This window comes from Lelliottia sp. CFBP8978, assembly GCF_034046055.2.
Taxonomy (GTDB): Bacteria; Pseudomonadota; Gammaproteobacteria; order Enterobacterales; family Enterobacteriaceae; genus Enterobacter.
This window is the reverse complement of the sequence record NZ_CM188253.1, coordinates 630,270-651,903: the sequence shown is the minus strand read 5'-3', so window position 1 is coordinate 651,903 and position 21,634 is coordinate 630,270. Positions and strand designations below refer to the sequence as shown.

Annotated in this window: 15 protein-coding genes; 11 read left to right on the top strand and 4 right to left on the bottom strand. The window is 52.1% G+C overall.

Annotated features, from left to right (window positions below):
• The first annotated feature begins 189 nt into the window (after positions 1-189).
• From SOM82_RS03020 to SOM82_RS03005, 4 genes are all read left to right on the top strand, one after another.
• Positions 190-2,343 (top strand): carbon starvation CstA family protein, encoded by a 2,154-nt coding sequence (locus SOM82_RS03020; RefSeq protein WP_154127094.1) that lies wholly within the window; start codon positions 190-192, stop codon positions 2,341-2,343.
• 157 nt (positions 2,344-2,500) lie between these two features.
• Positions 2,501-2,704 carry a YbdD/YjiX family protein gene (locus SOM82_RS03015; RefSeq protein ID WP_100777762.1) on the top strand — a complete coding sequence of 68 codons (204 nt, stop codon included), beginning with the start codon at positions 2,501-2,503 and terminating at the stop codon, positions 2,702-2,704.
• 10 nt (positions 2,705-2,714) lie between these two features.
• Positions 2,715-3,668, top strand: coding sequence for a GTPase (gene yjiA, locus SOM82_RS03010; RefSeq protein WP_320460402.1), 954 nt, complete (start codon positions 2,715-2,717; stop codon positions 3,666-3,668).
• A gap of 358 nt (positions 3,669-4,026) precedes the next feature.
• Complete coding sequence (locus SOM82_RS03005) at positions 4,027-4,572, top strand: YfaZ family outer membrane protein (protein WP_154127092.1); 546 nt, start codon at positions 4,027-4,029, stop codon at positions 4,570-4,572.
• A 58-nt stretch (positions 4,573-4,630) separates the two neighbouring features.
• Here the strand turns inward: SOM82_RS03005 and SOM82_RS03000 are convergent, their stop codons facing one another.
• Entirely contained in the window at positions 4,631-6,001 is a 1,371-nt protein-coding gene (locus SOM82_RS03000; protein WP_154127091.1) for an NAD-dependent succinate-semialdehyde dehydrogenase, read from the bottom strand.
• 311 nt (positions 6,002-6,312) lie between these two features.
• Between SOM82_RS03000 and SOM82_RS02995 the strand changes: the two genes are divergently transcribed.
• Genes SOM82_RS02995 through SOM82_RS02985 form a run of 3 tightly spaced genes read left to right on the top strand, consistent with a single transcriptional unit; the run spans position 6,313 to position 13,309 of the window.
• On the top strand, positions 6,313-8,676 hold the full coding sequence (locus SOM82_RS02995) for a type I restriction-modification system subunit M (protein WP_320460403.1): 2,364 nt from the start codon (positions 6,313-6,315) through the stop codon (positions 8,674-8,676).
• Positions 8,676-10,064 (top strand): restriction endonuclease subunit S, encoded by a 1,389-nt coding sequence (locus SOM82_RS02990; RefSeq protein WP_320460404.1) that lies wholly within the window; start codon positions 8,676-8,678, stop codon positions 10,062-10,064. Before SOM82_RS02995 ends, SOM82_RS02990 begins: the two co-directional genes overlap by 1 nt.
• Positions 10,061-13,309 (top strand): type I restriction endonuclease subunit R, encoded by a 3,249-nt coding sequence (locus SOM82_RS02985; RefSeq protein ID WP_320460405.1) that lies wholly within the window; start codon positions 10,061-10,063, stop codon positions 13,307-13,309. Before SOM82_RS02990 ends, SOM82_RS02985 begins: the two co-directional genes overlap by 4 nt.
• Positions 13,310-13,405: 96 nt before the next feature.
• Here SOM82_RS02985 and SOM82_RS02980 read toward each other — a convergent pair whose 3' ends face one another.
• Both SOM82_RS02980 and SOM82_RS02975 read right to left on the bottom strand, forming a co-directional pair.
• Positions 13,406-13,828 carry a hypothetical protein gene (locus SOM82_RS02980; protein WP_320460406.1) on the bottom strand — a complete coding sequence of 141 codons (423 nt, stop codon included), beginning with the start codon at positions 13,826-13,828 and terminating at the stop codon, positions 13,406-13,408.
• Positions 13,829-14,477: 649 nt separating this feature from the next.
• Positions 14,478-15,056, bottom strand: a complete 579-nt coding sequence (locus SOM82_RS02975) for a DUF4225 domain-containing protein (RefSeq protein WP_501083551.1) — start codon at positions 15,054-15,056, stop codon at positions 14,478-14,480.
• Positions 15,057-15,613: 557 nt separating this feature from the next.
• Between SOM82_RS02975 and xapA the strand changes: the two genes are divergently transcribed.
• The 4 genes from xapA to SOM82_RS02955 are packed head-to-tail and all read left to right on the top strand — an operon-like array spanning position 15,614 to position 19,967.
• Positions 15,614-16,447 carry a xanthosine phosphorylase gene (xapA, locus tag SOM82_RS02970; RefSeq protein WP_320460408.1) on the top strand — a complete coding sequence of 278 codons (834 nt, stop codon included), beginning with the start codon at positions 15,614-15,616 and terminating at the stop codon, positions 16,445-16,447.
• 45 nt (positions 16,448-16,492) lie between these two features.
• Positions 16,493-17,692 (top strand): MFS transporter TsgA, encoded by a 1,200-nt coding sequence (tsgA, locus tag SOM82_RS02965; protein WP_320460409.1) that lies wholly within the window; start codon positions 16,493-16,495, stop codon positions 17,690-17,692.
• Positions 17,693-17,712: 20 nt separating this feature from the next.
• The gene (locus SOM82_RS02960; protein WP_320460410.1) at positions 17,713-18,648 is read left to right on the top strand and encodes a LysR family transcriptional regulator; all 936 of its coding nucleotides are present in this window, start codon (positions 17,713-17,715) and stop codon (positions 18,646-18,648) included.
• Positions 18,649-18,695: 47 nt separating this feature from the next.
• Positions 18,696-19,967 (top strand): DUF445 domain-containing protein, encoded by a 1,272-nt coding sequence (locus SOM82_RS02955; RefSeq protein WP_320460411.1) that lies wholly within the window; start codon positions 18,696-18,698, stop codon positions 19,965-19,967.
• Positions 19,968-19,994: 27 nt separating this feature from the next.
• Here SOM82_RS02955 and SOM82_RS02950 read toward each other — a convergent pair whose 3' ends face one another.
• Complete coding sequence (locus SOM82_RS02950) at positions 19,995-21,620, bottom strand: alpha-glucoside-specific PTS transporter subunit IIBC (RefSeq protein ID WP_320460412.1); 1,626 nt, start codon at positions 21,618-21,620, stop codon at positions 19,995-19,997.
• Between the last annotated feature and the right edge of the window lie 14 nt (positions 21,621-21,634).

The following is a 21,634-nucleotide window of genomic DNA, read 5'->3' as shown; positions in this document are numbered from 1 at the left end:
ACCAGACCGCTGGCGGCGAGCCTGAACCACTCGCCGCTGCCTTTGACCGCTTAACGCCCGCAAACAACCACTCGCCCATTTACTCTCCTTTACACACGCCCGGATCTGGCAAGATCGCCTCAGCATTAATCAATACCTCCTCATAACGAACTCTGACCCCTTTTTACTGTTAAAAAACCAGGTCTAACTATGGATACGAAAAAACTACTTAAGCACGTACCCTGGGCGCTCCTTGGGATCCTCGGTGCTTTCTGTCTGGCGGTTGTCGCATTACGCAGGGGCGAGCACGTTAGCGCCCTGTGGATCGTGGTCGCGTCAGTCTCCGTCTATTTGGTCGCCTACCGCTACTACAGCCTGTATATCGCGCAGAAGGTCATGAAACTCGACCCGACCCGCGCCACGCCTGCGGTTATTAACAACGACGGCCTGAACTATGTTCCGACAAACCGCTATGTGCTTTTTGGCCACCACTTTGCCGCTATTGCCGGTGCGGGTCCGCTGGTTGGGCCGGTACTTGCCGCGCAGATGGGCTATCTGCCAGGCACGCTGTGGCTGCTCGCAGGCGTGGTGCTGGCGGGTGCGGTACAGGACTTCATGGTGCTGTTTATCTCGACCCGCCGTAACGGCGCGTCCCTGGGTGAAATGATCAAAGAAGAGATGGGCCGCGTGCCGGGGACCATTGCCCTGTTCGGCTGCTTCCTGATTATGATCATCATCCTCGCGGTGCTGGCGCTGATCGTGGTGAAAGCCCTGGCAGAAAGCCCGTGGGGCGTCTTTACCGTCTGCTCCACCGTGCCGATTGCGCTGTTCATGGGTATTTACATGCGCTTTATCCGCCCGGGCCGCGTCGGCGAAGTGTCGGTGATTGGCATCGTGCTGTTGGTCGCATCCATTTACTTTGGTGGCATTATCGCGCACGACCCGTACTGGGGCCCGGCGCTGACCTTTAAAGACACCACTATTACCTTCGCACTGATCGGCTACGCCTTTATCTCTGCGCTGCTGCCGGTCTGGCTGATTCTGGCCCCGCGTGATTATCTGGCGACGTTCCTCAAAATCGGCGTCATCGTCGGTCTGGCGATCGGTATCGTGATCATCAACCCGGAACTGAAAATGCCAGCCGTGACCCAGTACATTGACGGTACTGGTCCACTGTGGAAAGGCGCGCTGTTCCCGTTCCTGTTTATCACCATCGCCTGTGGCGCTGTTTCTGGCTTCCATGCGCTCATCGCCTCCGGCACTACGCCGAAGCTGATGGCCAACGAAACCGACGCACGCTTTATCGGTTACGGCGCGATGCTGATGGAGTCTTTCGTGGCGATCATGGCGCTGGTTGCCGCGTCTATCATCGAACCGGGTCTGTACTTTGCGATGAACACCCCGCCTGCGGGCCTGGGTATCACCATGCCTAACCTGCATGAGATGGGTGGCGATAATGCCGCGCTGATCATGGCGCAGCTGAAAGATGCCAGCGCGCACGCAGCGGCGACCGTCAGCTCCTGGGGCTTTGTCATTTCGCCTGAACAGATTATGCAGACGGCGAAAGATATCGGTGAACCGTCGATTCTGAACCGTGCCGGTGGCGCACCAACCCTGGCTGTCGGTATCGCACACGTGTTCCACAAAGTGCTACCGTGGGCTGATATGGGCTTCTGGTATCACTTCGGTATTCTGTTTGAAGCACTGTTCATCCTCACCGCCCTGGATGCGGGCACGAGGGCGGGCCGCTTCATGCTGCAGGATTTGCTCGGCAACTTTGTTCCGTTCCTGAAAAAAACCGACTCACTGGTGGCGGGCGTGCTGGGTACTGCGGGCTGCGTCGGTCTGTGGGGCTATCTGCTGTATCAGGGCGTGGTTGATCCGCTGGGCGGCGTCAAGAGCCTGTGGCCGCTGTTCGGTATCTCTAACCAGATGCTGGCAGCCGTAGCTCTGGTTCTCGGTACCGTGGTTCTGGTGAAAATGAAACGCACCAAATACATCTGGGTCACCGTGGTTCCGGCTCTGTGGTTGCTGCTTTGCACCACCTGGGCGCTGGGTCTGAAACTGTTCAGTAGCAACCCGCAGCTGGAAGGCTTCCTTTACATGGCGAACCAGTACAAAGAGAAGATTGCCGCAGGCGGCGGTGACCTGACCGCACAGCAGATTGCTAACATGAACCATATCGTGGTGAATAACTACACCAACGCGGGTCTGAGTGTTCTGTTCCTGGTGGTGGTGTACAGCATTATCTTCTATGGCATCAAAACCTGGATGAAAGTGCGCAACACCGATGTGCGAACCGATAAAGAGACACCGTATGTTCCGGTGCCGGAAGGCGGCGTGAAAACCTCTTCACACCACTAACGCAACATCGCCCCTCACCCCGGCCCTCTCCCCATAGCGGCGAGGGTGAAAACCGCCCCGAGCAGTCCCCTCTCCCCTTGGGAAGAGGGGGTGGGTGAGGGGAAACAACGCCCGGTGGACTCACATCGCCGGGCTTTACGCATATCTGGATGGCACAATGTTTGGTAACTTAGGCGAAGCAAAAAAATATCTTGGTCAGGCGGCGAAAATGCTGATTGGTATTCCGGACTATGACAACTACGTTGAGCATATGCAGACCAACCATCCGGATAAACCGTACATGACCTATACCGAATTCTTCCGTGAACGCCAGCAAGCGCGCTATGGCGGTGATGGCAAAGGCGGCGTGCGCTGCTGCTAAAGGAGAGAACATGACACCGATTGCAGTAACCCTTCTTACCGGCTTTCTCGGCGCGGGCAAAACCACTCTGTTACGCCATATCCTGAATGAACAGCACGGTTTTAAAATCGCCGTAATCGAAAACGAATTTGGCGAAGTCTCCGTGGACGATCAGCTGATTGGCGATCGCGCCACGCAGATCAAAACGCTGACCAACGGCTGTATCTGCTGCACCCGCTCAAACGAACTGGAAAACGCCCTGCTCGACCTCGTCGACAGCCGCGACCGCGGTGAGATCGCTTTCGACCGTCTGGTTATCGAATGTACCGGCATGGCCGATCCCGGCCCGATTATTCAGACCTTTTTCTCGCATGAGATCCTCTGTCAGCGCTATCTGCTGGACGGCGTGATTGCGCTGGTGGACGCGGTCCATGCCGACGAACAGATGAACCAGTTCACCATCGCGCAGTCGCAGGTGGGTTATGCCGACCGCATCCTGCTCACCAAAACCGACGTCGCGGGAGACGCGACGGCACTGCGTGAACGTCTGGCGCGCATCAACGCCCGCGCGCCAGTCTTTACCGTCACCCACGGCGATATCGACCTCGCACAGCTGTTTAACACCAACGGCTTTATGCTGGAAGAGAAGGTCACCTCTGCGCCACGTTTTCACTTTATCGCCGATAAGCAAAACGACGTCTCGTCGATTGTGGTCGAACTGGACTACCCGGTGAATATCAGCGACGTCTCCCGCGTGATGGAAAATCTGCTGCTGTCGTTTGCCGACAAACTGCTGCGCTATAAAGGCATGCTGTGGATCGACGGCGAACCCAACCGTCTGCTGTTCCAGGGCGTACAGCGCCTCTACAGCGCCGACTGGGACCGTCCCTGGGGCGACGAAGCGCCGCACAGCATCATGGTGTTTATCGGTATTCAACTGCCGGAAGAAGAGATTCGGGCGGGATTTGCATCGCTTAAATCCTGATCTCAGGACTCAAACCGCCCTTTCTTCGGGGCGGTTTATATCAAATAAGCGTAATATCGTTTCCAGAAATGTAATGTTACGTTATTTTCAGAACTTATTTTAAATAATAAAAATCCTAATTAATTCTCTTCAAACGATTAATCCGGCCACGTTCAACTGCTGTTTAGCCAATAAATAAAACGTAATCTAAACACGAAAAGATTATGGGTTGACGCCGTCACAATTCAACGCTCGCTTAACATCAAAAACACATTTTTATAGCGAAATCAGGATAAAACCGCGAGTTTCGTCACATTTGCAGTCATAAACATCCCTTGTTAAGGTATCCCCAGATTAATTTGATGACGAGGATTTAACCATGAAAAAGATTAACTTCATTCTGCTTTCTGTTCTGACTGCTGTTTCCGGTTCCGCGATGGCGATGGGCGCTTCCATTGAACAGGGAAAAAACTTCACCAATTTAAATATTGAAATGGGTAAATCCTCATCCGGTATTTACGCCGAAACCAACTGGCTGAAAAATACCGATGACGGTACTCAGACGGGCGGTGTGGGTGCAGGTTATAACCTGGAAGTTGGCCCGGTAATGCTGAATGCCGGTGCGAAAGCCATCTACCTCGGACCGAAAAAAGGCGATAACGGTGTAGCCTTCCCATTCGGTGGCGGCGTGAATGTTGCCCTGACCGACAGCATTAATGTGTTCGGTGAAGGTTATGTCGCCCCAGACGGCCTGAACAACAGCGTGAAAAACTACGTAGAAGCCAACGGCGGCGTAAGCTGGGCCCCTGTTAAACCGGTTACGCTGAAAGTGGGTTACCGCCACGTAAGCGTTGATGGCAAAGACGGCCGTCCAAACCACACTCTGATTGACGGTGTCTATGTGGGCGGCGGCGTAAGCTTCTAACACCTCCGAACGGACCAAAAAAAACCTGCCAGATGGCAGGTTTTTTTATACGCGGATTTTACTGACGCACAACCACCAGTTTCTGGTTCACGAACTCTTTAATCCCCAGATCCGACAGCTCGCGCCCGTACCCGGAACGCTTCACGCCGCCAAACGGCAGCTCCGCCGCGGTATCGGTCAGCCAGTTGATATACACCATACCGGTTTCAATTCGCGACGCCATTTTCTTCGCTCGTTCGATATCCTTGCTGAATACCGCACCGCCAAGGCCATAGTGGGAATCGTTCGCCAGGCTCACCGCTTCGTCATCGTTTTTGACCACATAAATCTGCGCTACCGGGCCAAAGAACTCTTCAAAGTACGCAGGATTATCACGGGAAATATGGGTCAGTATCGTCGGCTCAAAGAAGTTACCTTCACGCTGCACCGGCTTACCGCCGAAGTGAAGCTTCGCGCCGTTCTTCACCGCCTCGTTGACCTGTTTGGTCAGGGTTTCCAGAGCGTCTTTCGACGACAACGGTCCCAGCGTGGTGTTCTCATCCAGCGGATCGCCGATCTTCACCTTTCCAAAAGCTTCGGTGAATTTAGTCAGGAACTGCTCCGCCACTTTTTCATGAAGAATAAAGCGTTTAGCCGCCGTACAGACCTGCCCGGCGTTATTGAGACGCGCATTAACGCCGATTTTCACCGCGTTATCCAGATCGGCGTCGTCGAGAACCACAAACACATCGTTACCGCCCAGTTCGAGGGTCGATTTTTTGATGTGCTTCGCCGCCTGCGCGGCCACTACGCTACCGGCTTTTTCCGAGCCGGTCAGAGCCGCCCCCTGCACACGCGGATCGGCGATGATATTCGCCACCTGATCCTGAGAAATAAACAGGTTAGTCCACGCGCCGTCCGGCGCTCCCGCCTCGCGAACCAGATGCGCAAAGGCTTCGGCACAGTGGGGGACGATGCTGGCATGTTTTGCGATCACCGGGTTACCTGCTGCCAGGTTAGGCGCCAGTACGCGCATCAGCTGATAGAACGGGAAGTTCCACGGTTCAACGGCCATCACCACACCGATGGGATGATGCTCCACCCACGCGTCGCCCAGCTCCGTTTTATAGGTCACCGGAGCCAGAAATTGCGTCGCGTTATCCGCATAATAACGTGCGATTTGCGCGCAGAGTTTCACCTCTCCACGACTTTGTTCGATGAGTTTCCCCATCTCCTGACTGGCAATTTTCGCCAGCTCTTCTGTCCGGCTGTCGATGAGATCCGCGAGCTTATGCAGGACAGGTAAGCGCTGCCCGATATCCCCTTTCGCCCATTCGGAATGGTAAAGCGCATCGGCGGTTTTCAGCGCCGCTTCGACGTCAGCATCGGTATGCGATTTGTACTCTTTGACGAGCTGGTTAGTAGCAGGATTCACTGTCTGGTAAGCCATGTAGGTCTCCTTAATTTCCGTTCAGGCTATTAAGGGTAGTCAAGATGACTGAGGCCGGGCGTAAAGTTGGGTATATCCGGAGTGTTCTTAGGAAATATTTTGCAAGATACCGACATGAACGTTTCAGACTCAGTTAAATATCTTTTAATTCCGCTCAATATATTCATTAATCAGATCATTTACACAAAACAATAAACTTAAGCTATTGATAATGATCATAAAAATAATGATCAATCAAATTGTATCTGTTAAAAAGAGGTCTGTTTACAGACACAAAAGCAAGACATTTGCTTGACGCAAGGAACGCTTTGATGACCTCCCACTCTTTTTCACGAACAGCCGCCTTTATTTGGTCTGTCGCCGATCTCCTGCGCGGTGATTTTAAACAGTCGCAATATGGCCGAATTATCCTTCCCTTCACTCTGCTTCGCCGTCTTGAATGTGTACTTGAGAAATCCAAAAATGCCGTCATTGTGGAGGCGGAAAAAACCCGCAAGATGAGCCTGCCGGAGGAGGCGAAAGAGAAGCTGATCCTGCGTGCGACAGACGGCCTGATATTCTTCAACGCCTCGCCCATGGATCTGGGTCGGATGGGGCATTATGATATTCAGGCCAACCTCGAACACTATATTCAGAGCTTCTCCAGAGACGCTCGTGAGATCTTCGAACACTTTAAATTCAGCGAATTTATCAGCCTGCTGAATGAGGCCAACTTGCTCTACAAGGTTGTGCAGAAATTTGCCACGACCGATCTCAGCCCCCAGGCAATATCAAACCACGAAATGGGGCTGGTTTTTGAGGAGCTTATCCGCCGCTTTGCCGAAAGCTCTAATGAAACCGCCGGTGAGCATTTCACCCCGCGTGATATCGTGAGACTGACCACGTCGCTGGTCTTTATGGAAGATGACGACGCCCTGTCGAAAAAAGGCATTATCCGCACGATCTACGACCCCACGGCGGGTACGGGCGGGTTTCTCTCCTCTGGCATGGAATACGTCCACGAGCTTAACCCTCACGCGGTGATGCGCGCTTTTGGTCAGGAGCTGAACCCGGAATCCTGGGCCATTTGCAAAGCCGACATGCTGATCAAAGGCCAGGACGTCAGCCTGATCAAACTCGGCAATACCCTCTCTAACGATCAACTTCCCAAAGATCAGTTCGACTACATGCTCTCCAACCCGCCGTTTGGCGTGGACTGGAAAAAGATCGAAGGCGAGATCAACGACGAGCATCTGCAAAAGGGTTTCGGCGGCCGGTTTGGCCCGGGTCTGCCCCGCGTGTCGGATGGGTCGCTGCTGTTTCTGCTGCACCTGATCAGCAAGATGCGGGATAGCGATCCTGTTGAGGGTTCACAGGGCAACGGCGGACGCATCGGGATTATCCTCAATGGTTCTCCGCTGTTTACCGGTGGCGCGGGCAGCGGCGAGAGTGAAATTCGCCGCTACATTCTGGAAGCCGATCTGCTGGAAGGGATTGTAGCCCTGCCGACGGACATGTTCTACAACACCGGCATCGCGACCTACGTCTGGATCCTGTCGAACAAAAAATCGCCGGAACGTAAAGGCAAAGTGCAGCTGATCGATGGCAGCAGCCTGTGCGGCAAGATGCGTAAATCTCTCGGCTCCAAACGCAATCTGATGGGCGAGGATGACATCAGGCTGATCACCCGCACGTTTGGCGATTTTGCCGTACTGGAGGCCACCTCGCTTGTCGACTTAGGGCTTGAGAAAGCGCCTGAACAAAAATCCAGCCGTGGCCGCCAGCCTGCCAGCGCCAAAACCGAAACGCTGAAAACCTTCGCCAGCAAAATCTTTCGCAGCACCGATTTTGGCTATCGTCGCCTGACTATCGAACGCCCGCTGCGCCTGTCAGCCCAGGTCACAGACGAGGCGATCGCCAGCCTGCGCTTTGCGCCAAAGCCCTTTAATGCGCCGATGGAGTGCCTGTATGAAGCCTTCGCGCCCCAGTGGCAGGAGGCTAATTATGGCGACTTTACGGATATTGACGTTGAAGCCCGCGCGATTATCAAAGCAGAATTTGCGGAGCTGAAAGAGAAGCAGATTAAAGATCTGCTCGACAACAAACTGTGGCTGGCGCAGCGCGAACTCATGTGCAAAGCGCAGCACATCCAGACCGCGCTAAGTTTTGCCGAAGGCGGTAAATCGCAGGCCAGCAACGATTTCAATCAGTTTCAGCTCACGTTGAAAGGCGCGATCAAAACCGCAGGCGTTAAGCTCGATACCAAAGAAAACAAACAGTTAATCGAAGCGATCACCCGTAAAAATCCGGCAGCTGAGCCGGTGGTGAAAAAGGAGCTGAAAGAAGCCGCCCAGCCGCTGTACGGGGCATTTGAATACCAGGGCAAAGTGGTGGAGTTCGAGCAGGACGGCGATCTGCGTGATAACGAAAACGTCCCGCTCAACCCGGCGCTGGCCACCAGCGAACTGATTGAAAACTACGTTAAGGCCGAAGTTCTACCGCACGTCGCCGACGCCTGGATCAACGCCGATAAGCGCGATGCCAAAGACAATGAAGTAGGCATTGTCGGCTACGAAATTCCGTTTAACCGCCATTTTTACGTTTATAAACCGCCTCGCCCGCTAGCAGAGATCGACGCCGATCTCGACGCCATTAGCGCCGAGATTATGCAGCTGCTTCAGGAGGTACACTCCTGATGGCTAAATATAAAACGTATCCGGAATATAAGGATTCTGGGGTTGAGTGGCTGGGGGAAATCCCAAGGCATTGGGAAATATTATCCGGAAAACGCATGTTTCAAAGCATGCGTACATTAGCATATAAATGTGACGAGCAACTCGCAGCAAGCCAAAAATATGGAGTAATTCCCCAGTCCTTAATGATGCAACTAAATGACTCAAAAGTGATGCTTGCATTAAAAGGAACGGACTTTTTTCGACATGTGGAAGCTAATAATTTTGTTATAAGTTTACGTAGCTTTGAAGGCGGTATTGAATATAGTCGGTACACTGGGTGTGTGTCGCCCGCATATACTGTACTGAAAAACTCCAAACCTATTAGTCATGGCTATTATCGTTATATTTTTAAAAGTACACCTTTCATCGCTGCATTACAGTCGTCTACAGACAGCTTAAGGGATGGTAAATCAATTAATTATGAGCAATTCAGTGTGCTCAACCTACCATTAACTTCAATTCAGGAACAAAATGTAATCGCTGTCTTCCTCGATCACGAAACCGCAAAAATCGATAACCTGATCGAGAAACAACAACAACTTATTGAACTACTAAAAGAAAAGCGTCAGGCAGTGATTAGCCATGCCGTGACTAAAGGGCTAAACTCTGATGCACCGATGAAAGATTCTGGGGTTGAGTGGTTGGGGGAGATCCCAGATTATTGGGAGTTGAGCAAGGTACGTTACAAGTTTTCTTTTGGAAAGGGTTTAACCATTACAAAAGAACATCTTTTGGATGAAGGAGTTCCATGCCTCAATTATGGCGAAATACATTCTAGATACGGTTTTGAAGTGGACCCTCGCATTCATCTTTTAAAACGCGTAAGCAATAACTATCTCAAAGACCATACTGATTCTCTTTTATTGAAGGGTGATATTATATTTGCCGATACTTCAGAGGATCTTGAAGGCTCAGGAAATTTCACCCAATTAATCAGTGATGACAGAGTATTTGCTGGATATCATACAATCATAATCCGTCCATACATTAGAAATAACTTTCGTTTCTATGCCTACCTCTTGGATTGCCAAGAATTACGAACACAAATCAGAAACTCGGTCAAGGGTGTTAAAGTTTTTAGTGTTACTCAAGCTATTCTACGAAATATATCGATATGGCTTCCCTCTGAAAATGAACAAAAGAATATTGCTAATTTTCTCGACTACCAAACTGCAAAAATCGATACCCTAATCGACAAACAACTTCAACAAATTGAACTCCTGAAAGAACGCCGCACCGCCCTTATCTCCGCTGCCGTTACCGGCAAAATCGACGTGCGCGACTGGGTTGCCCCAGAAAGTCCGCCACAAACAGTCGAAGATGAAATGGCAGAGGAGGCGCTGGCATGAGTATCGACACCACCAAAGAGCGGATTTTTCAGGATGATATTTTTACTCAGCTACAGGAAAACGGCTGGCTTTGCGGCAAATCGGAAGGCTATGACCGCGAGCGTGCGCTGTACTCGCAGGATGCCATCGCCTTTGTGCAAAAAACTCAGCCGCTGGAATGGGAGAAATTTAGCAAAATTTTCCCCAGCGATACTGAACGCTATTTCCTCGATACGCTGGTGGCGCAGCTGAAAAAAGCCGATATCAACGCCACCGACAGGCTGTCGCGCACTTACGGAACGCTCGGCGTCTTGCGTCATGGGATCAGAAGTCACAACGCCCGTTTTTCTCTGTGTCAGTTCAGGCCCGAGCATAATCTCAACCCGGAAACGCTCGCACGCTATCAACAAAACATCTGCCGCGTAGTGCCGGAGCTGGTTTACAGCCCGCACGCCTCGAAAGCGGCGCTCGACGAGACTGGCGTCAAGGCGAAGCAATGGCGTATCGATCTGGTGCTGTTTGTGAACGGACTTCCGGTGGCAACGCTGGAGTTAAAGTCTGAATTTAAACAGGCAGTGCAAAACGCCGTCACCCAGTATAAGAAAACGCGTTTGCCGAAAGATCCGGCAACCAACAAACCGGAACCGCTTCTGGCCTTTAAACGTGGTGCACTGGTGCACTTTGCCGTCAGCCAGTATGAGGTATTTATGGCCACCAGGCTGGCCGGAGATGACACCTTCTTCCTGCCCTTTAACAAAGGCACCAAAGACGGCGGCGCGGGAAACGATATTCCACAAAATAAAAATGATTACGCAACCAGCTACCTGTGGAAAGAGGTGCTGCTCCCGAATAATTTGCTGAAAATACTCGCCAGTTTCGTCCATTTGCAAATCGAAGAGAAGGAGGACTGGAACGGCCTGAAAGTGAAAAAAGAGAGCCTGATCTTCCCCCGCTATCATCAGTGGGACGTGGTGAATAAGCTGATAATTGCGGCAGCAATGGAAGACACCGGCCAGAAATACCTTATCCAGCACAGCGCCGGTTCCGGAAAATCTAACTCTATCGCCTGGACCGCCCATCAGCTTTCCACCCTCTATGATCGAAATGGCGAAAAGCAGTTCCACTCGGTGATCGTGGTGACAGACCGCACGGTGCTGGACGATCAGCTTCAGGACACCATTTATCAGTTTGAACATGCGGACGGCGTGGTCGGGCGCATTAACAACAAAGAAGGCGATGGCACGAAGTCGGAAAAACTCGCCAGCGCGCTGGAAAACTCTCAGCCGATCATCATCGTCACCATCCAGACTTTTCCGTTCGTCCTGAAAGCCATCGAAAACAGCGTCAGCCTCAAGCAGCGTAAATACGCGGTGATTGCCGATGAGGCGCACTCATCACAAAGTGGTTCTACCGCTCGCCAGCTTAAAGAAGTGCTGATGACAGAAGAAGTGAATGACGATGCGGTGCTGTCGTCGGATGACATTCTGGATGCCACCATCGCCGCGCGTCGGGGCAGCAGTAATCTCAATTACTATGCCTTTACCGCCACGCCAAAAGCCAAAACGCTGGAGCTGTTTGGCCGCCGCCCTCATCCGCTTGAACCGGCCTCGAAAACCAATAAACCCGAGGCGTTCCACGTTTATTCCATGCGCCAGGCCATCGAAGAGGGTTTTATTCTGGATGTTCTGAAGAATTACACCAACTACAAAGTGGCCTATAAGCTGCTGCAAAAACTGAACGATCCTGACCGTGAAGTGGACAGCAAAAAGGCCAAAATCAAGCTCAATCAGTGGGTTGCTCTGCACGAACATAACGTCTCACAAAAAGTAAAAGTGATTGTCGAGCACTTTAAAAAGCATGTGATGAATCTGCTGGGGGGACAGGCCAAGGCGATGGTTGTTACCAGCTCGCGCAAAGCGGCGGTGCGCTACAAGCTGGCGTTTGATAAATACATAGCGGATAACCATTATTCGAAAATTAGCGCGATGGTCGCGTTTTCTGGCGAAGTGGAATTTGCAGAAAACGATCACAATAGCTTTGGGCTGTTAAATCAGAAATTTACCGAAAACAACATGAACCATGGCCTAAAAGGCCGGGAAATGCGTATAGCATTCGACAGCGATGACTATCAGGTGATGCTGGTCGCGAATAAGTTCCAGACCGGTTTTGATCAGCCTAAGCTGTGCGCGATGTACGTGGATAAAGCGCTGGGCGGGGTGGAGTGCGTTCAGACATTATCACGGCTGAATCGTATCTATCCGGGCAAAGCGCAGTCCGGCACTTTTGTACTGGATTTCTATAACGAACCGGATGACATTCTGGCAGCCTTCCAGCCCTACTATCAAACGGCGGAACTGACGGATGTCAGCGATCCGCAATTAGTCTTTGAGCTGTTCGAAAAGCTACGCAGCAGCGGTATTTTCCTGTGGACCGAAGTAGAACAATTCTGCGACGCCTTCTTCACCAAAAATAAATCCAACGCGACAATCAGCAATATCTGCAAGCCTGCGGTTGAGCGCTGGAAACATCGCTATACCTCCGCCATTGATGCATATGTGCTGGCAAAAGAGATGTTTGAACGCACCAAAAAAACTGCCGATGTGGTGCTAATCACAAACGCAGAGAACAGCTTTAAGGCCTGTAAACAGGAAAAGGATAAGCTGGATATTTTCAAAAAAGATCTGGGCAGCTTTGTTCGATTCTACGAATTTATGTCGCAACTGGTCGCTTATGATGACAAAAGTTTAGAGAAGCTGAGCCTGTTTTCCCGCCACCTGCGCCCGCTGCTTCATGAGCAGAGAATAACAGAAGACGAGATTGATTTAAGCAACGTCGAGATGAGCCATTACCGCTTATCAAAGCTGCACGAACAGCATCTTAAATTGCAGGAAGATGCAGAAGAGTACACCATCGCACCGGGCAATGATGTGGGCTCAGCAAAGCCTAAGGATAAGAAAGAAGAGTTTTTGTCGACTATTCTGGCGCGTCTGAACGAACTGTTTATGACCAATAACCTTAGTGAAAAAGACATGATCAACTACGCCTTTACCGTGCGCGACAAACTCTCAGAAAACCAGGCGGTAATGATTCAGATAGCCAATAACACGCGTGAACAAGCGATGCTCGGCGATTTCCCAAAAGCGATTGATAATGCCGTAATGGACAGTAACGACGCTCAGCAAGAAATGATGATGCAGTATTTGTCGAATCCGGAGCTGGCGAGAGGATTTGCGCGCGTGGTGTTTGATATGTTGAAAAGCACGTAATTTTTTTGCCGGACAACATCTGAAATATCATGACACAGGGCGTTTATACGCCTGAGTGACTCTCAGGCGCTAAAAATCACAAGCATCATCAAATAATTATGATTTATCCATCACCGACACAATGATTATTTCTGATTTAGCGTTGATGCTCACGGAGACTGACATACCGGGCTCATCTCCTTGCCAGCATTCTCCGTCGATATCGCAGCTACCGAGACGCCTGAAGCCGTTTTTCTGAAGGTAATGATTAATTCTGCTGGTATGAGTCGTTCCAGAAAACGTCACCTCATAGATAAGGAGATCCGGACCGGAGACGTTGGAGTACCCAAACTGGTAATGGTCTGACACACGAGGCATGTTCTTCAAAATATCAGGCGTAAAAAATTCGTACTCCCGTTTATCCTGTTCCGTGTAACTCGCGCTTTCGGTGAAATCCATTTTGACATACGGCCATAGGTAAACCGCCCCCACAGTGATAACAGCGAGAATAGCCAATGTAACGCTGGCAGAGGTTTTCATATCTGCGGAGTATCCTTTCCTGATTACAAGAAGAGTAATGAATAACTGCTACAAGGAAAATAGTCATTTAGTAGGTTCCTTTTAGTTCCTCAACCGTAGCCATTTAATCATCCCTGTTTTTACCTTACGTTCATCGTACGCGTTATTTGAAAAAGGATTACACATCTTATTTCAGAAATGCACGTAAAGTTAAAGAATGTTAGCTGCACACAATCAGGAATAAATTTTTTAATCACCAAAAACAACCTTTCAGTGGTTAGGGATGATCCCAATTTATCTGCGATTTTGTGTATACTCGCTACTTAGAGGTGTCTACATTTTAAGGATAAAAGGTGGAATGCGATGAAAGTGAGTGAGACTGCACTACTTAAGTCAGGGTTTAGCCATGCAGAGCTACAAAAACTGAAGAACAATTTGGCTAATTATGGCGGATCACTGGATTCCATAACTCATGATCTTGCAAACCGCTTTATCGCATCGAAATGGGTTACTATCGTGGCCTTAAGCATACTGGCTATCACGTTGATGCTGGCATCTATCAATACCAGCATCACGCTTGCAGCCACACTTGCAATTGTATTGCCTTTTATATGGTATATAGCCCCGGCAAAACTCGCATACAAATCATGGCGTTATCGAAGACTGCCAACTAATTCTGAACCGAGTCGGTAACAGACATAAGGTCAAAAATGACCTTAGATTTAACCCCATAACCTACAATTTTCATTGTGAGCTTTGGACGGCTCATGGTGCTCACTTTACGATAATAATCGGCCGGCAGATACCGAAATAGACGCCAGGTTCCGGGGCGTCTGAACAGACCGAATATGCTATATGTATTTGCAGCGAGCGAGATTGATTTATAGATCCCCAACCCGCTATTACGGCTGAACCCCATGAATTCCGCGGTGGAAATAGCTGCATCAGCAATCAACCCTTCCGAGGTTTTGTTATCCATTGCGTAATGTGCAATTTCTTTGCTTATGCCGTTTGCACCATCAGTAACCAGAACCGCACCAGCAAGAACGCCCAAGGGCGTCATAGAACCGATGAGAGTTAGACCAACAGCTATTTCAACGCCGGACAAGACTACATTTACAGTTGAAATAACATAACCCACAATTTTGTTATTTTCCCGGACGAACTCCACTTTGGCATAAAGTTTCGCCGATTTCGTTCGCAGCATTCTGTCCTGTACCTCAAGGTTTTCCGTCTCAGAAAACATCATTTCCGACTGCATGAAAAGCGATAAATATTCGTTACGAGGAGAAAAGCCATTTAATCATCCCTGTTTTTACCTTCCGTTCATCGTACGCCTTATTTGAAAAATGATTACAGATCTTATTTTCAAAAATGCACGTAAAGTTAAAGAATGTTAACTGCGATTTAATAGTTTTTAAGCGAGGGTAAATAACACTGAAATGATTACTGACTTTTATCCAATAATGAATGATTCCTTTTATATTTTTATTGCACAGTGCGCAGTAACAGTGTGCTATTTAATTCGTCAGGCTTTTGAACCTGGCCAGCTCTTCGCTTGCCGGAGTTGTATTCCATCGCTTATCCCTCCTAGTGAACCCCATCACAATTCAACTTCTTATTTTTCCCTGACCAACCAACGCGCTAAACGTCCTTTTTTTGTAAGCCACTGAAACAAAAAACATCCGTTGTTCGCAGCTCTCAATTCATTCATAAAATCGAATCAATAACTGCGTATATGCAATTGGATTAGCAATCGCGCGCTTCGCAGAATGGGCACATACCCATCTTATTCAGGAGCTACTGATGTCTCATTCGGTCATTAACAACACCCCATACGAAGCCGTTGAAATCCTTCGTAATGCCAAACCCGACTTTAAACCACGCATTGCGTTTATTCTCGGATCTGGCCTCGGCGTGCTGGCAGATAAGCTTGAGAACAAAACCGTTATCTCTTACGAGAAATTACCGGGCTTTCCGGTCAGTACCGTGATTGGCCATGCGGGGGAAGTGGTGATGGGCTCGCTGCACGGCGTGGATCTCATCTGCATGAAGGGCCGCGGTCATTTCTACGAAGGCGTCGGAATGGGCATCATGACCCATGCGGTGCGCACTTTTAAGCTGCTTGGCTGCGAATTTATGTTTTGCACCAACGCGGCGGGATCGCTCAATCCGGCTATCCCGGCGGGCAGCCTGGTGGCGCTGAACGACCACATCAATACCATGCCGTCCACGCCGCTGGTCGGACCGAACGACGATCGTTTTGGCCCGCGCTTCTTTAGCCTCGCTAACGCCTACGACAAAGACCTGCGCGAAAAACTGCATCATACCGCGAACGATTTAGGTCTCACGCTGCACGAAGGCGTGTTCGTCTCCTATCCGGGGCCTAACTTCGAAACCGCGGCAGAAATCCGCATGATGCAAAATATGGGCGGCGACGTGGTCGGCATGTCGGTGGTGCCGGAAGTGATTGTCGCACGCCACTGCGGCCTGAAAGTGCTGGCCGTATCGGCCATCACCAATATGGCGGAAGGCCTGAGCGACGTGGAGCTCTCCCACGAACAAACCCTGAAATGTGCGGCGATGGTCACCGACGATTTCATTCGCCTGATTAGCCAGTTCGTGAAGAACTGCCGCTAACTTCCCGTCCAGCGGCGGGCCACGCGCCCGCCAGGAGAAATGCAGATGTCAGAAAATTACTCCCGCAGCAGCCTGAACGCGATTTCCTGGCTGAGCTACTACTTCGTCGGCGCCCTGGTTTCGACGCTGGGGATTGTCCTCGGCCCGCTGTGTGCCGCGTTCAATAAGAACCCGAGCTTTATCGGTCAGGTGTTTACCCTGATGAACATCGGCATGTTCGTGCCGATCATGCTCGGCGGCATTCTGATGAAAAAATGGGGCCTGCAAAAGCCGCTGGTGATCGCCGCGGCGCTGACCATTCTCATCAGCGCCCTGCTGTTCGTTACCCCGACGCTCACCATGTTCAGCATCGCGGTCGCGGTCATCGGCGCCTGCGGCGGGATTTTCATGACCATCGGCAGCTACCTGGTGGTACGCATTAATCCCGACGAAAAAAGCCGTTCGTCGAGCCTGATTTTCACCGACTTTTTCTTCAGTCTGGCGGGTGCGACGCTCTCTTTTCTGCTGGCGTGGTTGTTCAAAATGGGCGCGAGCTGGATGGCGATGTACGGCATCATGGGCGGGCTGGGTGTGCTGATGCTGCTCCTGACACTCCGCAGCCGTTATCCGGCAACCGTAGCGCCGGAACCCGCGCAGCACAAAGCCTCCGGCCAAGAGCAGTGGGGCCGTTCCGTGTGGCTGCTGTGCGGGGCGCTGTTCCTGTTCCTGCTGGCGGAGCCGATTTTCACGATGTGGACGCCGGGCTATCTGCAGTGGCGTTTCCAGATGCTGCCAGAACAGGCGGCGCTGTACACCACGGTCTACTGGGTGGCGAAAGCGACCGGGCTGTTCCTCAATCAGTTCACCGTGAAGTGGATGAAACTGCGCACCTTCCTGCTGATCTGTACCACCGTCGGCCTGGTCGCGATTGCGCTTATCAGCAACAGCGCCAATACCACGTTAATTATGATTGCCTGCGGCGCGTTCGGCTTCTTTAATTCTGGTCTGTTCTCCGGCCTGATGAGCTACGGCTCGCTGCAGGTTAGCCGCAGTTCGCCGACGCTGATCTCCGCCCTGCTCACCTGCGGCACCGTGGGTACCCTGCTGTTTGCGACCGTTTCATCGCTGGTAAACAGCCGCTACGGCCTGCACGGCGCAGTAAATGCTTCCACCTGCGCTTATGCGCTGCTGATGATCACCCTGCTTGCGGCTATCGCCTGCAGCAACGCAGAACGCCTGCACCGGGGCGAAGTGGCCGCGGTTTGACACTCTCCAGAGGGGGTTGCATGATATCGCCACCCTCTTTTTTCTCGGTACCCGTCATGCTTGATACTCAGGCCAATAGCCGTATCCGTTTCCGGATGTTGCGCTATTTCCAGACCCTCGCCGAAGAGCTGCATTTTGGCCGTGCCGCCGCAAAACTGAATATCTCCCAGCCGCCGCTCAGTATGCAAATCAAAGAGCTGGAGGAGATCCTCGGCGTGGCTCTTTTTGAGCGAACCAGCCGCAAAGTGGTGCTCACTCACGGCGGAAAAGTGCTGAAAGCGGAGGTCGACAGGCTACTGAGCGCCACCGAGCAGTCGTTAAATTACGTGCGCCAGATTGGTCGCAGCGAAAAGCAGCATATCAATATCGGGGTCATTGGCAGCGCGATGTGGGGGCCACTGCTCACCAGGATGAAAGCCTTTCGCGAGTCCAATCCGGACGTCAACTGGACGCTGCATGAACTCGGCCAGCAGGAACAAACCGGGGCGTTGCTCGCCCGCACAATTGATATCGCCATCAATCGCAACGTCATTCCTCACGTTGAAGCGAGGATCCGCTGCCAGCTCTTTGCGCGTGAAACCGTATGCGTGGCGGTGCATGAAAGCGATCCGCTGTGCCGCCGCGCCACCCTCTCCCTGAAGGATCTGGCCGATCGGGCGTTTATCTCCCTCTCCTTCGCGCGCAGCGATTTTGCCCGTCAGGTGTATGACCACTGTCTCGCACTCGGCGTCTCGCCGCTGGTGACGCATCAGGTTTTTGAACCGCAGACCGCGCTGGCGCTGGTGAGCACCGGAAACGGTGTCTCGCTGTTACCCGAATCTTGCGCGCTGATCCACTGGCCAGGCGTGGTGTTCCTGAAACTCGAAGAGACCATCCCCGCCGATCTCTATGCGCTATGGTATGACGAACCGCAGCCAGACTTTTTCACCCGTTTTGTGCAGGCGCTGCGCGACTAACCACAGATTTTTGCACTCCGCCCGCGTTCCGCTCTATCCTTAACCCTATGGAAAAATTAGCTGAACTCAAACGCGCCAAGCTATTGGCGCTGTCGCTGCTGCTGATTGCGGCTGCCACTTTTATTGCCACACTGTTCCTGCCGCAGACGTTTTGGGTGCGCGGGATTAAGGCGATTGCCGAAGCGGCGATGGTAGGTGCGCTGGCGGACTGGTTCGCCGTGGTAGCGCTGTTTCGACGCGTCCCTATTCCGTTCATCTCTCGTCACACGGCGATTATCCCGCGCAATAAAGACCGGATTGGCGACAATCTCGGCCTGTTCGTGCAGGAAAAATTTCTCGATACCCAGTCGCTAGTGGCCCTCATCCGCCGCTATGAGCCGGCGCAGCTGATTGGCAAATGGTTCAGCCAGCCGGATAACGCGCAGCGCGTCGGGCAGCATCTGATTCAGGTGATGAGTGGGTTCCTGGAACTGACCGACGACGGACGCATTCAGCGTCTGCTGAAACGCGCGGTGCATAAGGCGATTGATAAAGTCGATTTCACCGAAACCAGCGCGCTGATGCTGGAGAGTATGACCAAAAATAATCGCCATCAGGTGCTGCTGGACGCGATCATCAACCGCCTGATTACGCTGATTCAGCGCGACAGCACGCGGGATTTTATCGCCGCACAGATCGTTCACTGGCTCAAAACAGAACATCCGCGCAAGGCCATGATGCTGCCCACTGAATGGCTGGGCGATCAAAGCGCCGAGCTGGTTTCCGATGCGGTGAACGCCATCCTGGATGATATCAGCCACGACCGCACGCACCAGATCCGCCAGGCGTTTGATCGCGCCACGCTGAAGCTCATCGACAATCTGAAAAACGATCCGGAGATGGCGACCAAAGCCGAGAACATCAAACACTATCTTAAGAACGATGAGGCGTTTAACCGCTATCTGGGCGAGATGTGGGCCGACCTGCGCGCGTGGCTGAAAGCTGATATGCAGAGCGACGACTCCCGCGTGCAGCAGCGCATCGCCAGGGCCGGGCAGTGGTTTGGTGAAACGCTGGTCGCCGATGCCAGCCTGCGCGCCTCGCTGAACGAGCATCTGGAGCAGGCGGCGCATCGCGTGGCGCCTGATTTTGCCGCGTTCCTGACGCGCCATATCAGCGACACGGTCAAAGGCTGGGATGCGAAGGACATGTCGCGCCAGATTGAGCTGAATATCGGTAAAGATTTACAGTTTATCCGCGTTAACGGGACGCTGGTCGGCGGAACGATTGGACTCATCCTGTTTTTACTGTCGCAAATCCCGCCGTTTTTATCACACTAAAACGGGGCGCAATGCCCCGTTTTTCACTTAACTCGCCGGCTGTGGCGTGGGCGCGTCGCTTCCCGCCTCGCGCTCGCGGATCACTTCCGCTTCAAAGAACTCGCGCACCACCGTCACTGACAGACCGATCACAATCTGCAGATTGTTGCCGTTGCGAAGGGTCCCCAGCGCCCCGGCGGCTTTCAGTGCTTTATCATCCATGACCCGCGCCGGATCGTTGATCACCAGCCGAAGACGCGTCTGGCAGTTACTGATGGTATCGACATTTCCCGCCCCGCCAACGCAGTGCAGGATCGCAATCGCCTTCTCACGGTCGGGCTGTTTTCCCGCCGCTTTTTTATCGCGGTAATCCTGTTTGGAATAAAGGCGCACGTCGTCTTCATCCTCGCTGCGGCCCGGCGTCAGGATGTTGTATCTGAGGATAACGTAGCGGAAGACCACAAAGTTGATCGCCGCAAAGCCAAAGCCGATCGCCAGATGGATCCAGATCAGATGCGCATGGTTTTGCGCGTAGAAGATCCAGTTAAACAGGATCATATCGTTCATCCCGCCGCCCATAAAACCGACCACACCGGCCATATACAACACCATGCACAGCACCGCGCCAATCAGCGCATTTAACAGATACAGAACCGGGGAAATAAACAGATAGGTGAACTCAATCGGCTCGGTGATCCCGACGCTCATGGCGGTGATAATCGCCGGAACCACCAGTGCCGCCACTTTTTTCTTCTGATTTTTATTGGCGGTGGCATAAATCGCCAGCCCCGCGCCCAGCGAGCAAAAGACGCTGATATTGCCGTAAAGCGAATAACCACCCGCCGGGAACTGTTCGCGCAGCGGCACGCTGGAGGCCGCATAAGTCGAGACGTTCTCAATCCAGTGAGTGTACAGGCCACCGTCGACGACCGCCGGGCCGAAGAAGAACGGGAAATAGACAAAACGGTGCAATCCCGTCGGCACCAGAATGCGTTCAACAAAGGCAAAAAGCCCCATCCCCAGTACATCAGCTTCGATGTAGAACGTCTGCATCGCATTAATGCCCAACTGCACTTTTGGCCACACCAGACAGGTCAGCCACGCCAGTGGGATCATGATGAAGAAGGAGATGATAAATACCAGCGCCATGCCCTGGAAAATCGAGAAGTAGTCGTGCAGTTTTTTCTCGAAAAAGCGGTTATGGATCCAGGTGACGATCCCGCCAACGATCAGCGAAAAAACGATGCTGGTATCGAGCGTTTTGATTCCTCCCACCAGCGCCAGCCCGCTCTGCCCGCCAACCTCCTGATTAAAGTTCACGCCAAAATCCGCGCCCCAGAAAGTGAGCATCCCGTTGGTAAAATAGTTAAACGCCATGTAGGAGAAAAAGGCCACCAGCGCCGCGCGCGCCTGGGCCGATTTTGCCAGGCCAATCGGCAGCGCCATACAAAACAGCAGCGGGAAGTTGCGGAATATTGTCCAGCCGCCGGACTTCAGAATGGTCATCACTTTGAAGAAGTTAGAGTCCGGATGGGCCAAATCGCCCATGATGTCGGGCATGGTCAGGATGTTGGTGACGGCCAGCAGCAATCCGGTAAACGGCAGGAAGGCTATCGGGACCGCCATCGCGCCGCCAAACGTCTGGAAGGCGCCCATGATATTGCGTTTTTTCATTTATTATTATCTCC

Excerpts from the sequence above, each read along its gene's own strand:
- SOM82_RS03000 (WP_154127091.1), bottom strand. The coding sequence starts at position 6,001 with ATGGCTTACCAGACAGTGAATCCTGCTACTAACCAGCTCGTCAAAGAG.
- SOM82_RS02955 (WP_320460411.1), top strand. The coding sequence starts at position 18,696 with ATGGAAAAATTAGCTGAACTCAAACGCGCCAAGCTATTGGCGCTGTCG.
- SOM82_RS02995 (WP_320460403.1), top strand. The coding sequence starts at position 6,313 with ATGACCTCCCACTCTTTTTCACGAACAGCCGCCTTTATTTGGTCTGTC.
- SOM82_RS02960 (WP_320460410.1), top strand. The coding sequence starts at position 17,713 with ATGATATCGCCACCCTCTTTTTTCTCGGTACCCGTCATGCTTGATACT.
- tsgA (WP_320460409.1), top strand. The coding sequence starts at position 16,493 with ATGTCAGAAAATTACTCCCGCAGCAGCCTGAACGCGATTTCCTGGCTG.
- yjiA (WP_320460402.1), top strand. The coding sequence starts at position 2,715 with ATGACACCGATTGCAGTAACCCTTCTTACCGGCTTTCTCGGCGCGGGC.
- SOM82_RS03015 (WP_100777762.1), top strand. The coding sequence starts at position 2,501 with ATGTTTGGTAACTTAGGCGAAGCAAAAAAATATCTTGGTCAGGCGGCG.
- SOM82_RS02975 (WP_501083551.1), bottom strand. The coding sequence starts at position 15,056 with ATGATGTTTTCTGAGACGGAAAACCTTGAGGTACAGGACAGAATGCTG.
- SOM82_RS02990 (WP_320460404.1), top strand. The coding sequence starts at position 8,676 with ATGGCTAAATATAAAACGTATCCGGAATATAAGGATTCTGGGGTTGAG.
- xapA (WP_320460408.1), top strand. The coding sequence starts at position 15,614 with ATGTCTCATTCGGTCATTAACAACACCCCATACGAAGCCGTTGAAATC.
- SOM82_RS03020 (WP_154127094.1), top strand. The coding sequence starts at position 190 with ATGGATACGAAAAAACTACTTAAGCACGTACCCTGGGCGCTCCTTGGG.
- SOM82_RS03005 (WP_154127092.1), top strand. The coding sequence starts at position 4,027 with ATGAAAAAGATTAACTTCATTCTGCTTTCTGTTCTGACTGCTGTTTCC.
- SOM82_RS02985 (WP_320460405.1), top strand. The coding sequence starts at position 10,061 with ATGAGTATCGACACCACCAAAGAGCGGATTTTTCAGGATGATATTTTT.
- SOM82_RS02980 (WP_320460406.1), bottom strand. The coding sequence starts at position 13,828 with ATGAAAACCTCTGCCAGCGTTACATTGGCTATTCTCGCTGTTATCACT.
- SOM82_RS02950 (WP_320460412.1), bottom strand. The coding sequence starts at position 21,620 with ATGAAAAAACGCAATATCATGGGCGCCTTCCAGACGTTTGGCGGCGCG.